The sequence below is a fragment of the Nonomuraea sp. NPDC052116 genome (genome assembly GCF_040680035.1).
GTDB classification, from domain to species: Bacteria; Actinomycetota; Actinomycetes; order Streptosporangiales; family Streptosporangiaceae; genus Nonomuraea; species Nonomuraea angiospora_A.
Window position 1 is genome coordinate 57,857 of record NZ_JBFAWA010000038.1, and the last position, 13,859, is coordinate 71,715.

A 13,859-nucleotide genomic window follows, 5' to 3' on the forward strand; every position below is an offset into this window, starting at 1 on the left:
TCACTTGCCTTTAAGTACGAACGATCGTACGTTTTCTTCGTGACTATGACAACAACGCCTCGCACCGTGGCCGCCACGCCATGGAACGCCGTGTCGATCGTGCTGGTCGGCGCGTTCATGGCGCTTCTGGACTCGTACATCGTCATCGTCGCGGGACCGGCGATCCAGGCCGACCTGGGCGCCTCCGGCGGCGAGCTGCAGTGGATCCTGGTCGGCTACCAGCTCACCTACGCGGTGTTCCTCGTCACCGGTGGCCGGCTCGGCGACCTGTACGGCCGCAAGCGGACCTTCGTCGCCGGCATGGCCCTGTTCACGCTGGCGTCCGTCGCGTGCGCGCTCGCCCCGGCCGCGCTCGCCCTCATCGCGGCCCGTCTCGTGCAGGGCCTGGGCGCCGCGCTGATGCTCCCGCAGGTCTACGCGGTCATCACCGTGCTGGTCCCGGAGCAGGGCAGGCACCGCGCGTACGGGGTGCTCGGAGCCGTCATGGGGCTCGCCACCGTCGGCGGCCAGCTCGTCGGCGGCCTGCTGATCGGCGCCGACCTGCTCGGCTCCGGCTGGCGCCCCGTGTTCTGGATCAACGTCCCGATCGGCCTCGTCGCGATCCTGCTCGCGGCCAGGTTCCTGCCGGAGTCGCGGGCGCCGCTCGCGCGCCGGCTCGACCTGCCGGGGGTCGTCGTGCTCAGCGTCGCGCTGTTCCTCCTGACCTTCCCGCTCATCCAGGGACGGCAGGCGGGATGGCCCTGGTGGACGTGGGTCTGCCTGGCCGCGGCGGTTCCCGCTTTCGCCCTCTTCGTCCTCGTCGAGCGCAGGACCGCCACTCCGCTGGTGCGGATCTCCCTGTTCCGCGCGCGGTCGTTCGCCGTCGGCATCCCTCTCGTCCTGATGATCTACGCGCTGCTCTCGTCGTACTACCTCGTGCTGTCGATCTCCCTGCAGGACGGGCTCGGCATGCCGGCACTCGGGGCCGGGCTGGTCTATGCCCCGGCCGCCCTCACCTTCTTCGTCTTCAGCATGGTCGCCGGCCGGCTCGTGCCCAGGTACGGCCGTCGCGTCCTGGAGTTCGGGGCCGTCGTGCTCGCCACCGGGTACGCGGTCACGGCGGCCGTGCTGATCGGCGGCCTGCCGTTCACGCCGGCGGTCGTCATCCCGACGCTCATGCTGCAGAGCGTCGGTGGAGGGCTGCTCATCACGCCGTCGCTCAACGCGGTGCTGGCCCGGATCGACCCCGCGGACGTGGGCATGGCCTCCGGCGTGCTGTCCACCGCCCAGCAGGTCGGCAACGCGCTCGGCGTCGCGCTCATCGGAGTCGTGTTCTTCCACGCCTTCGATCCCGCCACCGGAGACCGGGCCGCCGCGGCGGCCCACGGCCTGGGGATGTCCTCGGTGTTCACCTTCGCCGTCGCGAGCGTGGCGGCGGTCCTGGTGTACCTGCTGCCCGCCAGGAAGGACTAACGGGCGTGCCGTCGGAGAACGCCGGGCGTCACTCCGATATCAGGCGGGCGGGGAAGCCGCCGGTCGCGATGGGGCCCCAGCGGTCGATGTGGACGCGGATCAGCGACTTGTCCTGGCGCCGCATGGCCGCCCGGTACTCGTCCCAGTCGGGGTGCTCGCCGGCGATGCACCGGTAGTACTCGACCAGGGCTTCGAGGGCCTCGGGCATGTCCAGCACCTCCGCGTGCCCGTCGACCTGGACGTACGGGCCGTTCCAGTCGTCGGACAGCACGCAGACGGACACCCGCTCGTCGCGGCGGGCGTTGCGGGCCTTGACCCGGTCGGGATAGGTGGAGACCACGATCCGGCCGTCCTCGTCGACCCCGCAGCTGACGGGTGACAGCTGCGGCCGGCCGTCCTTGCGGGTGGTCGAGAGCAGGCCGTGGTGCCTGGGGCGGAGGAACTCCAGCAGCTCGGGCAGGTCGACGTGGCGTGCGGTGGCGATGTTCGGAGCCATCTCATGTGCCTTTCGGTCATACGAAAACGCTTCGATCCTTTCATCCGAAGCGGCGGCTGCCGGGCCGGAGGCGTTCCCCGGCGTGATAACCCGCCCGGGCGGGGCATCAGGGAGGCGTCGGGGCAATCGGGAGGAGTCGGGCATGTGCGGCATCTGCGGCTGGGTTGACTTCGAGCGGGACCTGATGGGCGAGAGGGCCACCGCGCAGGCCATGACGGACACGATGGCCTGCCGCGGCCCCGACGACCAAGGGCTCTGGATGGCGCCGCACGCCGCCATCGGCCACCGGAGGCTGGCCATCATCGACCTCCCCGGCGGCCGGCAGCCCATGGTCGCCGACGAGGACGGGCGCGAGCCGGCCGTCCTCACGTACAGCGGAGAGGTGTACAACTACCGCGAGCTGCGCGCGGAGCTGGCCGCCCGCGGGCACCGCTTCCGCACCCAGAGCGACACCGAGGTCGTCCTGCGCGCCTACGTCGAGTGGGGCGAGGACCTGGCCGCCCGCCTGAACGGCATGTACGCCTTCGCCATCTGGGACGCCGAGCGCGAGGAGCTGCTGCTGGTCCGCGACCGCATGGGGATCAAGCCGCTGTACTACTACCCGACCGCCCACGGCGTGCTGTTCGGCTCGGAGCCCAAGGCGATCCTCGCCAACCCGCTCGCCCACCGGGTGATCGACGCCGACGGGCTCCGCGAGCTGGTGGCGTACGTCAAGACGCCGGAGCACGGGATCTTCAAAGGCATGTACGAGGTGCGCCCCGGCCAGCTCATCCGGGTGAGCCGCGACGGGTGCAACAAGCGCCGCTACTGGCAGCTGGAGTCCCACGAGCACCAGCACGACGTCGACTCCACCGTCAAGACGGTGCGCGACCTGCTGGAGGACATCGTCCACCGCCAGCTCATCAGCGACGTGCCGCTGTGCGCGCTGCTGTCGGGCGGCCTCGACTCCAGCACGATCACCGCGCTCGCCGCCAAGGGCCTGGCGGAGCAGGATCTGGGGAGCGTCCGCTCGTTCGCCGTGGACTTCGCCGGCTACACCGAGCACTTCAAGCCCGACGCGACCCGTTCGACGCCCGACGCGCCGTACGTCCACGAGGTGGCCGAGCACATCGCCGCCGAGCACACCGACATCGTGCTCGACTCGCGGGAGCTGATGAACCCGGCCGTGCGGGCCGCCGTGCTGCGCGCCCGGGACCTGCCGATCGGCATCGGCGACATGGACAGCTCGCTCTACCTGCTGTTCGAGGCGATCAGGGGACACTCCACGGTGGCGCTGTCCGGGGAGTCGGCCGACGAGGTGTTCGGCGGCTACCGGTGGTTCCACGACCCCGCGGCGGTGGCGGCCGACACCTTCCCGTGGTTCATCGGCGGCCTCACCGACCGCCTGGGGGTGGAGCAGCTGTTCAAGGAGGACCTGGAGCGCACGCTCGACGTCACCGGCTACCAGGACACGAGCTACCGCCAGGCCATGGCCGAGGTGCCCGAGCTGCCCGGCGAGACGGGGCACGAGCGGCGCATGCGCGAGATCAGCTACCTGCACCTCACCCGGTTCGTGCAGATCCTGCTCGACCGCAAGGACCGGATGAGCATGGCCGTCGGGCTGGAGGTCCGGGTGCCGTTCTGCGACCACCGGCTGGTGGAGTACGTCTTCAACGCCCCCTGGGCGATGAAGACCTTCGACGGGCGGGAGAAGAGCCTGCTGCGCGCGGCCGCCGCGGACCTGCTGCCGGAGTCGGTGCTCCAGCGCGTCAAGAGCCCCTACCCGGCCACCCAGGACCCCGCCTACGAACAGGCCCTGCGCGAGGAGGCCCGCGCCCTGCTCGAGCGCGACACGCCCTGTGCCCAGCTGCTCGACCTGGACAAGGCGCGTGCGCTCGTCGATCGCCCCGTGGGCGACTCCAGCTCCCTCGCGGCCCGCGCCTCGCTGGAGCGGCTGCTGCAGCTCGACGCGTGGCTCAGGGAGTACCGGGTCCATCTCGCGCTCTGACCGCCGGCCGAGAACGCGGCACGCCGTTCGACGCCCGAGTGAGAGGGGAGCCGCTCGGGACGAAGACGGCGCTACCTGCCGATCAGGAGGTCGGCGTGGGCGTCGGGGTCGGGGTCTCGGAGACCGATGACGTCGGATCGGGGGCCGGGGTCTCGGTGGGCGTTTCCGTCGGAGTGCCGGTCGGCGTCTCGGTCGGCGTCTCGGTCGGCGTCGTGGTCGGCGTCGGGCACGCGGTCGGGGTCTGCCACGCAGGCGTGCCTGGCCACCACTGCCATGCCTGCTTCCAGCCCTTGTACGACCAGATCCGCTTCATGGGCCGCGTCAGGTCGTAGACGGTGGCGGCTGTGGCCGTGGCCGTGGCCGTGGCCGTGTCTGTGGTTGTGTCTGTGGTTGTGGCCGTGGGCGTGGACGTCTGGTCGGCACCGATCGCGGTCACCGACACCCAGTCGTCCTGCTTGACCGCGCTGTTGCCGCGCCGTCCGGCGATGGTGTGCGTGTTGTCGTCGATCGCGTACGTGCGCTCGAAGCCGTCCTGGCTGCGCACGGTGATCGAGTCCTCCGCGACGGCGGTCGCCTGCCCGGTCTGCGCGAACAGGGTCACGGTGCCGCAGCCGTCCTTCGTCGCCACCGCGAACTCGCCGTGCATGGTTCCGACGAACGCCGACGGGTTGATCGGCGCTATGTCAGGAGGTTCCGTGGTGGGCGTATCCGTGGGCGTTTCGGTCGGGTCGGCGGGTGGCTCGGTCGGTGTCGTGGTCGGTGTCTCCGTGGGCGTCTCGCTGACCGTCGGCGTGGGGGTCGGCGTGCCCGTCGGCGTCGTTCCCGACGCCGCCGAGGCGACTCCGATCCCGCCCGTCGTCGCCAGCACGACGGCGGCGGCGACGATCAGCGGTCGTGGGACGCGCCTGCGCGGCCCGTCCGGTTCGCATGACAGTTCCTCGTGTGGTTGGTCAGTTGGTGGCACCTTGTCCTCCACATCGGGTTTGTCCGATTAGAACCCCGACGGACTAAGCCACGTGTAAGCCGGCGCCGGGGGACCCGCCCGCACAGCGCTGCCCGCATCCGTTGCCTTCATGCGCCAGATGGCGGACACCTCTTCAGATAGTTAGGTGTGAAATGCGAATATCAGAGTCGTTTGTCCCTTAAGCGATAGGCGGGAGCATGGCAGACGAACACGGCAGGAAGGCGCTGGTGGTGCGCGGGGGCTGGGAAGGTCACGCCCCGGTCGAGGCCACCGAGCTCTTCGTGCCCTTCCTCGAGAAGCAGGGGTTCGAGGTGCATCGGGCGGAGTCTCCTGCGCCGTACGCGGACTCCGCGTTCATGTCCGGCATCGACCTCATCGTGCAGTCCTACACGATGGGCACGATCGAGAGGGAGGAGCTGAGCGGGCTGGAGGCCGCGATCCGCGCGGGCACCGGGATGGCCGGCTGGCACGGCGGCATCGCCGACTCCTACCGCAACTCCTCCGACTACCTGCATCTCATCGGCGGGCAGTTCGCCTGCCATCCCGGCAAGGATCCGGCCGAGCGGGAAGGCTCGCAGGCCGACAACTTCGTGCCGTACACCGTCAACATGCTGCCCGAGGCGGCCACGCACCCCATCACCGAGGGCATCGCCGACTTCGACCTCGTCACCGAGCAGTACTGGGTCCTGACCGACGACTACATCGACGTGCTGGCGACGACGACGCAGCAGGTCCGCCCGTGGGATCCCTGGCACCGGGAGGTCACCTCGCCGGCGATCTGGACCCGCCGGTGGGGGAGCGGGAAGATCTTCGTCACCACCCCCGGGCACAGCCTCGACGTCCTGCAGAACGACAGCGTGCGCACCATCATCGAAAGGGGAATGTTGTGGGCCAGCCGGTGAACGTCGGCGTCGTGGGGTGCGGGGCGATCTCGGCCCAGTACTTCCGGACCATCGACCGGTTGCCGCAGCTGCGGCTGGTGGCCGTGGCCGATCTGGATCTCGACCGGGCCCGGGAGGCGGTGGGCCCCTATGAGGGGGTCGACGTGCTGAGCGTGGCGGAGCTGCTGGCGGACCCGCGCGTGGACGTCGTGCTCAACCTCACCATTCCCGCCGCCCACGCCGAGGTCGCGCTGCAGGCCATAGCGGCCGGCAAGGACGTCTACTGCGAGAAGCCCCTTGCCGCGACGGCCGCGGACGCCACGCGCGTGCTCGAGGCGGCCGCCGCCGCTCGGGTACGCGTGGGGTGCGCGCCCGACACGGTGCTGGGCACGGGCACGCAGACCGCGCGCAAGGCCATCGACGACGGCCTGATCGGCAGGCCGATCGCGGCGACCGCGACGATGATGACGCCCGGTCACGAACGCTGGCATCCGAACCCCGACTTCTACTACGTCCCCGGCGGCGGCCCGCTCCTGGACATGGGGCCGTACTACATCACCAGCCTGGTGACGCTGCTCGGGCCGGTGGCGCGCGTCATCGGCGCGGCCAGCCGTACGCGTGCCAAGCGCACCATCGGCTCGGGCCCCCGCCAGGGCGAGGAGATCCCGGTCACGGTCGACACCCACGTCACCGGGGTGCTGGTGCACGCCTCGGGTGCGCTGTCCACGCTGGTGATGAGCTTCGACGGGGCGGCGACCAAGGCGCCCAACATCGAGGTGCACGGTGAGCAGGGCTCGCTCGTCGTACCCGACCCGAACCGCTTCGACGGCCAGGTCCTGATCTCGGGCAAGGACGGCTGGCAGGAGCTTGCGGAGTCGGCCGGCTACGTCGGGGCCGGGCGCGGCGTGGGGCTGCTCGACTTCGCGGCGGACCAGGAGCTCCGCGCGGGCGGCTCGCTGGCCTTCCACGTGCTCGACGTCATGGAGTCGCTGCTGGCCGCGGCGGACTCGGGCGCGGCGGTGACCATCACGAGCACCTGCGAACGTCCTCGTCCCGTGGCCCTCCATTCGAGCGTGTCGTAACCGGGAGCGCTCGATCGGGCACTTACCGTTAGAACATGGACACCGTGGATCTCGCGCGCTGGCAGTTCGGGATCGTCACGGTGTACCACTTCCTGTTCGTGCCGCTCACGATCGGGCTGTCGGTGCTGGTGGCGATCCTGAACACGGCCTGGGTGCGCACCGGCAACCCGGCCTACCTGCGCGCCACCAAGTTCTGGGGCACGCTCTTCCTGATCAACTTCGCCATGGGCGTGGTCACGGGGATCGTGCAGGAGTTCCAGTTCGGGATGAACTGGAGCTCCTACTCCAGGTTCGTCGGTGACGTCTTCGGCGCCCCGCTCGCGCTGGAGGCGCTGCTGGCGTTCTTCCTGGAGTCGACGTTCCTGGGGCTGTGGATGTTCGGCTGGGACCGGCTGCCCAAGCTGGTGCATCTCGCGTGCATCTGGACGGTCGCGATCGGCAGCATGGTGTCCGCCTACTTCATCCTGGCCGCCAACTCGTTCATGCAGTGGCCGGTGGGCTTCACCGTCCACCGGCGGGCGGAGCTGGCCGACTTCGGGGCCGTGCTGACCAACAAGGTCCTGCTGGCCACCTTCCCGCACACCATCCTGGGCTGCTGGCTGGCCGGCGGGGTGATCCTCATGGCTGTCTCCGCCTGGCACCTGGCCAGGAAGCGGGACGCCGACGTCTTCCGCCCGTCCCTCCGGCTCGGCGCGGTCGCGGTGCTGGTGGGCGCCGTCGGCACCCTCGGCTCCGGCGACGTCCTCGGCAAGATCATGACGCAGACGCAGCCGATGAAGATGGCCGCCGCCGAGGCGCTCTACGAAACCCGGCAGCCGGCGCCGTTCTCCCTGTTCACCATCGGGACGCTCGACGGCACGAGGCCGATCTTCGCGCTGGAGATCCCGGGCCTGCTGTCCCAGCTGGCCACCGGCTCGTTCGACGGCAAGGTGCACGGCGTCAACGACCTCCAGCGGGAGTACCAGCGCAGGTTCGGCCCGGGGGACTACCGTCCCTACATCCCGCTCGCCTACTGGTCCTTCCGGCTGATGATCGGCTTCGGCATGCTCGCGGGGCTGGTGGCGCTCGTCCTGCTCTGGCTGACCCGCGGCGGACGCGTACGCGGCAAGGGCTGGATCTGGCGGGCCGCCGTGTGGTCCGTCGTGCTGCCCTTCCTCGCGCACAGCTTCGGCTGGATCTTCACCGAGACGGCCAGGCAGCCGTGGATCGTCTTCACCCAGATGAAGACCGTTCACGGCGTCTCGCCCAGCGTCGGGGTGGGCACCGTGCTGACCTCGCTGATCGTCTTCACCCTCCTGTACGGCGTGCTGGCCGTGGTGGAGGCGGGCCTCATGATCAAGTACGGCCGGATGGCCCCGCCGTCCGGCGACAGCACCGAGCCGGGCGAGCCGTCGCCCGCCTACTAGTCGCCCGCCTACCGGGGGAGAGATCGCGGCATGGAGCTCACCGACGTCTGGTTCGTGGCGATCGCCGTGCTCTGGCTCGGCTATTTCGTCCTGGAGGGGTTCGACTTCGGCGTCGGCATGCTGCTGCCCGTCGTCGCCAGGAACGACGCCGAACGCCACGCGATGATCGAGACGATCGGCCCCGTCTGGGACGGCAACGAGGTGTGGCTGATCACCGCGGGAGCGGCCACGTTCGCCGCCTTCCCCGAGTGGTACGCCTCGCTGTTCAGCGCGTTCTACCTGCCGCTGCTGGTGATCCTGGTGGCGCTGATCGTGCGCGGGGTGGCCTTCGAGTACCGCGGCAAACGCGACTCCCTGATCTGGCGGCGGCGGTGGGACGCGGGCATCGTGGCGGGCTCGTTCGTGCCCGCGCTGCTGTGGGGCGTCGCCTTCGCGAACATCGTGCGGGGCCTGCGGCTCGACTCCCGCCACGAGTACGTGGGCACGGTGGCGGACCTGCTCAACCCGTACGCGCTGTTCGGCGGGCTGACGACGCTGGCGCTGTTCGCCACGCACGGGGCCGTGTTCCTGGCGCTGAAGAGCACCGGGGAGATCAGCCGGCGCGCGGTCGCGGTGGCGGTGCGGACGGGCGTCGTCGCGGCGGTGCTCGCGGTGGTCTTCCTGGCCTGGACGCAGCTCCAGGGCGGGAGCCCCGCCACGGTCGTCCTGGCGGTCCTGGCCGTCGTCGCCTTCGCGTCCTCGCTGGTCGCCGTGGGCCGGGGCCGCCAGGGCTGGGCGTTCCTGCTGTCGGCGGTCGCCATCGGTCTGACCGTGATCAGCCTGTTCACGGTCCTCTATCCCGACGTCCTGCCCTCGACGATCAACCCGGCCTACAGCCTGACCGCCCGCAACGCGGCCGCGACCCCGAAGACGCTCGGCCTCATGACCTGGGTCGCGGTGATCTTCCTGCCGCTGGTGCTGCTGTACCAGGGCTGGACGTACTGGGTCTTCCGCCACCGGATCGGCGTCGGCTGACATACATCACCTGGCGGCGACCTGCGCTTGATCATCGCACGCGGCCTCGCCACGGATATCATCATCGGAGCCGGGGAGGAGAAGGAGCCCTCATGAGCGAGATCGCCGACCGCTATCGGACCCGAGCCGACATCTTCGCGGCCAAGATCGCCGCGGTCGCTCCCGGCCAGTGGTCCAACCCGTCCCCCTGCGCGGAATGGACCTCCAGAGACGTCGTCGGCCACATCGTCGACATGCACGCCGCGATGCTCAGCCCGCTCGGCAGGTCGCTCAGCCCCGCGCCGCCCGTCGAGGAAGACCCGGCCGCCGCCTTCGCCTCCGCGCGTGCCGACGTCGAGTCGCTGCTCACCGACCCGGCCGCCGCCGCGCGGGAGATCGACACCCCCGGCGGGCGCATGTCCGTCGAGCGGCACATCGACCAGGTCGTCAGCGCCGACATGGTGCTGCACGGCTGGGACCTCGCCCGCGCGACCGGCCAGGACGACACGATCGACCCGGCCGAGCTCGAGGAGATGTGGCCCGCCGTCCAGCGGATCCCCGAGGAGATGCGCATCCCCGGCGCCTTCGGCCCGGGCATCGTCGTCTTCGGCCCAGAGGTCGCGGTGCCCGGCGACGCTCCGCTCCAGCATCGCGTCCTCGGTCTGCTCGGCCGCGACCCCCACTGGTCCGCCTGACCGGAGCCCCGCGATCACCTCGCGGGCGCGTCCGGGGTGCGCGTGACCTTCGAGCCCAGCCAGGACACGAGCCCGGTCGCCGACTCGGCCACCTGGCTGATCACGTAGAACAGCTTCGGCGGCACGTGCGGGAGCAGCGCGGAGTGCCGGTGGCCGAGCAGCGTGAACATCTGCCCCGGCGGCAGGTCGATGTAGCGCGGCAGGTTCTCGTACCACTGGGCGCTGCGGTGGGCGCTCTTCTGGGTGCCCTGGATCGCGGTTTTGCGGTCGCGCTCGTAGCGGGCGAGGGCGGCCGGCAGCGTCGCCTCCTCGTACAGCGCGTTGACCAGGCCGGCGGCGTCCCCGAGCGCGAGGGCGGTGCCCGCGCCGATGGAGTAGTGCGTGGTGTGCGCGGCGTCCCCGAGCAGGACGACGTTGTCGCGGTGCCACGTGCGGCAGGTCAGGGTGCGGAAGTTCAGCCAGTGCGAGCTGCCGTCGGGGTGCGCCCGGCCGATCAGCGGGTGCCCGTCCAGGATCTCGGAGAAGAGCTTCTCCAGGACGGCCAGGCTGTCGGCCTCGTCGGCCTCGTGGAACCCGAGCCCGCGCCAGGTCGCGGGGGAGCACTCGACGACGCAGGTGCTGTGCGTCCGGCTGAATCCGTAGCCGTAGCACCAGATCCAGCCGTGCGGGGTCTCCGTGAAGGCGAAGGTGAAGTCCTTGAAGATCCGGGTGGTGCCGAGCCAGGTGTAGAAGTTGTTCCCGACCGCGAACTCGGGGCCGAAGTGGCCGGCGTGGCGCTGCCGCAGCGTGCTCTTGACGCCGTCGCCGGCGACGATGAGCTCGGCCTCGGGCAGCTCGTGCTCGCCGGTGATCTCGCGCTCGAACTCGACGCGTACGCCGAGCGCGCGGGCCCGTTCGACGAGGATGTCGAGCAGCAGGTGCCGGCCGATGCCGAAACCCTCGTCCCCGTGATCCACCCTCACCGTCGCGCGGTCGTGGATGTGCGCGACCCAGCTGTCCCAGTGGACCGAGTTCGCGCGGATGGCGCTCGCGGACTCGGGGTCGGCGGCGAGCAGGTAGCCGAGCAGCTCGTCCCAGTAGGTCACGCCCCAGCCGTACGTCGATCCGGCCGGGTTTCGCTCGTAGACGGTGATGTCGTGGGACGGGTCCACCCGCTTCATCAGGATGGAGAAGTACAGATTGGCGGGTCCGCCACCGACGCAGGCGACCTTCACAAGAGCCCCCGTATTGCACAAGGTGACATATTTGTCACTAAGAGTAACAGGGCTCGGTCGGCTGTCTGGGGATGGGGCGTTCCAGAGAACGGGACGAGCGCGTCCGCTCAGCGGATCAGCTCGTACTCGACCTGCTCGATCGGGTTGCCGTCGCCGAAGTCGTGGTCGCGGACCGCGCCGGACTCCGTGAAGCCGCTCTTGGCGTAGAAACGACGGGACTGGGGGGTGCCACGCAGCGTCCACAGATGGATCCGCCCGAAGCCCTCCTCGCGGATCCTGTCCAGGGACGCGGTCATCAGGGCAGCCGCGATGCCGGTGCCCCAGCCGTCGGGGTGACCGTAGAAGCCGAAGATCTCCGCCGACTCCGGGTGCGCCGGCGAGGTGCCGAAGTAGGAGAACGCCAGCGGTCGCCCGTCCAGCGTGGCCAGCAGGATGGTGTCCTTGCCCTCGGCGAGCACGCCGTGCCATTTGCCGCGCCGGTGGCTCACCGCCTCGTCGAAGAACTCCGTTGGGAAGAATCCGGCATAGGCGGCCTTCCAGGACTCGGCGTGGATCTCACCCACCGCGTCCCCGTCGCCGGGAGATGCCGGGAACACGTTGATTGCTCCGTTCATGGGAAAACGCTATCGCCGCGTGCGACCCGGCGGACGGCGTCGATGAGCTCGTCCACGTGGGGCGGGTCGATGCCGATCACCGCCACGTCGGGGCGGTGCTGGTCGGCAGCAGGGCCCCTGATGAGCAAGGCCGAAAGCGACACGATGCCCGGCTATTCGGACAAGCCGGCCGGTCACCGCTTGCCCGGCTTCCGGCCGCCGGGCTGAACTGGCACCGGTCAAGCAGGGCGCCACAACCCCCTCACCGACGACGTTCAGGAGTCCGGCAATGGCTGTTGACGAACCACAGACGGGAAAGGCGCGCCTGGCCGGGCGCTTCGTCTGGCACTACGTCGAGATGGTCATCGCGATGAGCCTCGGGATGCTGCTGCTCGGCCTGGTGTGGAGCGCGGTCCTGCCGGGGGACACCCGGTTCGACGTCAGCACGTTGATCATGGCCGCCGACATGACGATCGGCATGGCGATCTGGATGCGGGTGCGCCGCCACGGCTGGGCCGCCATCGGCGAGATGGGCCTGGCGATGTTCGCGCCGTTCCTCGTGCTGCTCGTCCCGTACTGGTTCGGCGCGTTGCCGGGCCACCTGGTGATGGCGATCGGGCACACGCTGATGTTCGTCCTCATGGCCGTGGCCATGCTGTGGCGGCGCGAGGAGTACCTCCGCCATCACCACCGCCTGCGCGTCCCGTGGAAGTGGGTCAGAAGGACGGCCGTGGTGCTGGCCGTGCTGCTGATCCCCGCTTCGGTCTCCGCGGTGAACACCATCGGCAAGTTCGGCGACCTGTACCGGGCGCGCTCGGACGCGGCGTCGGCCCAGCCGGTGGCCAAGGCCCATGACCCGGCCAAGCCCACGGTGGCCTTCCTGGTCGGCGGCAAGGGCTCCAACGTGGCCGACCTGCTCGGCCCGTACGAGGTGCTGGCGGGCACCGGCCGGGTGAACACCTACGTCGTCTCGGCGGGACCCCGGCTGGTGCCCCTGACCGGCGGCCTGGACATCGTGCCGGACCTGACGTTCGACGAGCTGACGCGGCTGATGAGCGAGCGGAACGACAGCCTCGACGCCGTGGTGATCCCGGCCCTGCAGCCGCCCGATCCGGCCGAGTCCGCCTCGATCAGGGCCTGGCTGCGGCAGCAGTCGGCCGCCGGCGCGCTGACCGTCAGCGTCTGCGCCGGCGCCCGTACGTTCGCCGCGAGCGGACTGCTGGACGGCAGGCCCGCCACCTCCCACTGGCTGCGGCTGTCCGGGCTGCGGAAGGACTTCCCCGACGTCAAGTGGACGAGCGGCACGCGGTACGTCGACGACGGAAACGTGATCACCACCGGCGGCGTGCTGTCAGGGGTGGACGGCGGTCTCCGGATCATCGAACGGCTGCTCGACGCGGACACCGCGCGTGCGGCGGCGCAGCGGGTCCACTGGCGCCACTACCTGCCCGGCAGGGCCGCGCGGATCCCCGAATCCGCTCTGGCGCCGTCGGACGTGGTCGTCGCGCTCAACGCCTCCTACCAGACCGGGCCGACGACCATCGGCGTCCAGCTCACCGAGGGCGTCGGGGAGCTGGAGCTCGCCTCCGCGTTCGTCTCCTACACCGAGGAGTCCATGGTCGGGCGCACCGTCGCGGTCGGTGACGGCGTGATCCACTCCAAGCACGGGCTGACGTTCGTCCCGCGTTCGACCGTCGCGGCGGCCGACCTCGACCGTCTCCTCGTGCCGGGGCTGGACGCCGCGAGCCGCCGCGCGGCGGCCGCCACGGGGCCGCGGCCCGAGTACCTCCACGTCAACCCGGAGTTCGCGTTCGACCCGGTGCTGCGCGACCTCGCCCGCACCTACGACGTGCAGACCGCCCGGTTCACCGCCAAGACGCTGGAGTACCCGGTGCTCGACGTCAAGCTGACCGGCAGCGCCTGGCCGTGGTCCGCCACCCTCGTCCCCGTGCTGCTCGCCCTGCTGGGCGGCGCCGCCGCCGTCGCGACCGGCATGGTGTCCCGCCGGATCCGCGCCCGGCGCCCGGAACCGTCCGACGCGCCGGCGCCCGAGGAGCCGCCGGTGACGACGGCTCCCGAGCGCTGACCCCCTCCGC

At 70.6% G+C, this 13,859-nt stretch carries 12 protein-coding genes; 8 read left to right on the forward strand and 4 right to left on the reverse strand.

What is annotated here, in order from left to right:
- Positions 1-45 precede the first annotated feature (45 nt).
- Positions 46-1,452 (forward strand): MFS transporter, encoded by a 1,407-nt coding sequence (locus AB0L65_RS49385; RefSeq protein ID WP_364261520.1) that lies wholly within the window; start codon positions 46-48, stop codon positions 1,450-1,452.
- A gap of 28 nt (positions 1,453-1,480) precedes the next feature.
- Here AB0L65_RS49385 and AB0L65_RS49390 read toward each other — a convergent pair whose 3' ends face one another.
- A complete protein-coding gene (locus AB0L65_RS49390) occupies positions 1,481-1,948 on the reverse strand; it encodes a PPOX class F420-dependent oxidoreductase (RefSeq protein WP_364261523.1) in 468 nt (155 codons plus the stop codon).
- A gap of 142 nt (positions 1,949-2,090) precedes the next feature.
- On the opposite strand from AB0L65_RS49390, the gene asnB reads away from it, so the two are divergent.
- Positions 2,091-3,935: an asparagine synthase (glutamine-hydrolyzing) gene (asnB, locus tag AB0L65_RS49395; protein WP_364261526.1), complete on the forward strand. Its 1,845-nt coding sequence runs from the start codon at positions 2,091-2,093 to the stop codon at positions 3,933-3,935.
- Positions 3,936-4,017: 82 nt separating this feature from the next.
- Here the strand turns inward: asnB and AB0L65_RS49400 are convergent, their stop codons facing one another.
- Complete coding sequence (locus AB0L65_RS49400) at positions 4,018-4,899, reverse strand: hypothetical protein (protein WP_364261529.1); 882 nt, start codon at positions 4,897-4,899, stop codon at positions 4,018-4,020.
- 197 nt (positions 4,900-5,096) lie between these two features.
- Between AB0L65_RS49400 and AB0L65_RS49405 the strand changes: the two genes are divergently transcribed.
- From AB0L65_RS49405 to AB0L65_RS49425, 5 genes are all read left to right on the forward strand, one after another.
- Complete coding sequence (locus AB0L65_RS49405; RefSeq protein WP_364261532.1) at positions 5,097-5,801, forward strand: ThuA domain-containing protein; 705 nt, start codon at positions 5,097-5,099, stop codon at positions 5,799-5,801.
- Entirely contained in the window at positions 5,786-6,862 is a 1,077-nt protein-coding gene (locus AB0L65_RS49410) for a Gfo/Idh/MocA family oxidoreductase (protein ID WP_364261535.1), read from the forward strand. Before AB0L65_RS49405 ends, AB0L65_RS49410 begins: the two co-directional genes overlap by 16 nt.
- Positions 6,863-6,897: 35 nt before the next feature.
- Positions 6,898-8,268 carry a cytochrome ubiquinol oxidase subunit I gene (locus tag AB0L65_RS49415; protein ID WP_364261538.1) on the forward strand — a complete coding sequence of 457 codons (1,371 nt, stop codon included), beginning with the start codon at positions 6,898-6,900 and terminating at the stop codon, positions 8,266-8,268.
- Positions 8,269-8,298: 30 nt separating this feature from the next.
- Positions 8,299-9,282 carry a cytochrome d ubiquinol oxidase subunit II gene (gene cydB / locus AB0L65_RS49420; RefSeq protein ID WP_364261541.1) on the forward strand — a complete coding sequence of 328 codons (984 nt, stop codon included), beginning with the start codon at positions 8,299-8,301 and terminating at the stop codon, positions 9,280-9,282.
- Between the two features lie 92 nt (positions 9,283-9,374).
- Positions 9,375-9,956, forward strand: a complete 582-nt coding sequence (locus tag AB0L65_RS49425; protein WP_364261544.1) for a TIGR03086 family metal-binding protein — start codon at positions 9,375-9,377, stop codon at positions 9,954-9,956.
- Between the two features lie 14 nt (positions 9,957-9,970).
- On the opposite strand, the gene AB0L65_RS49430 is transcribed toward AB0L65_RS49425, so the two are convergent.
- Positions 9,971-11,170, reverse strand: a complete 1,200-nt coding sequence (locus tag AB0L65_RS49430) for an FAD-dependent monooxygenase (RefSeq protein ID WP_364261547.1) — start codon at positions 11,168-11,170, stop codon at positions 9,971-9,973.
- Positions 11,171-11,277: 107 nt separating this feature from the next.
- Positions 11,278-11,784 carry a GNAT family N-acetyltransferase gene (locus tag AB0L65_RS49435; protein ID WP_364261550.1) on the reverse strand — a complete coding sequence of 169 codons (507 nt, stop codon included), beginning with the start codon at positions 11,782-11,784 and terminating at the stop codon, positions 11,278-11,280.
- A gap of 268 nt (positions 11,785-12,052) precedes the next feature.
- Between AB0L65_RS49435 and AB0L65_RS49440 the strand changes: the two genes are divergently transcribed.
- A complete protein-coding gene (locus AB0L65_RS49440; protein WP_364261553.1) occupies positions 12,053-13,849 on the forward strand; it encodes a DJ-1/PfpI family protein in 1,797 nt (598 codons plus the stop codon).
- The last annotated feature ends 10 nt before the right edge of the window (positions 13,850-13,859 follow it).

Coding starts and splice junctions, on each gene's coding strand:
- AB0L65_RS49385 (WP_364261520.1), top strand. CDS start 46: ATGACAACAACGCCTCGCACCGTGGCCGCCACGCCATGGAACGCCGTG.
- AB0L65_RS49390 (WP_364261523.1), bottom strand. CDS start 1,948: ATGGCTCCGAACATCGCCACCGCACGCCACGTCGACCTGCCCGAGCTG.
- asnB (WP_364261526.1), top strand. CDS start 2,091: ATGTGCGGCATCTGCGGCTGGGTTGACTTCGAGCGGGACCTGATGGGC.
- AB0L65_RS49405 (WP_364261532.1), top strand. CDS start 5,097: ATGGCAGACGAACACGGCAGGAAGGCGCTGGTGGTGCGCGGGGGCTGG.
- AB0L65_RS49415 (WP_364261538.1), top strand. CDS start 6,898: ATGGACACCGTGGATCTCGCGCGCTGGCAGTTCGGGATCGTCACGGTG.
- cydB (WP_364261541.1), top strand. CDS start 8,299: ATGGAGCTCACCGACGTCTGGTTCGTGGCGATCGCCGTGCTCTGGCTC.
- AB0L65_RS49425 (WP_364261544.1), top strand. CDS start 9,375: ATGAGCGAGATCGCCGACCGCTATCGGACCCGAGCCGACATCTTCGCG.
- AB0L65_RS49435 (WP_364261550.1), bottom strand. CDS start 11,784: ATGAACGGAGCAATCAACGTGTTCCCGGCATCTCCCGGCGACGGGGAC.
- AB0L65_RS49440 (WP_364261553.1), top strand. CDS start 12,053: ATGGCTGTTGACGAACCACAGACGGGAAAGGCGCGCCTGGCCGGGCGC.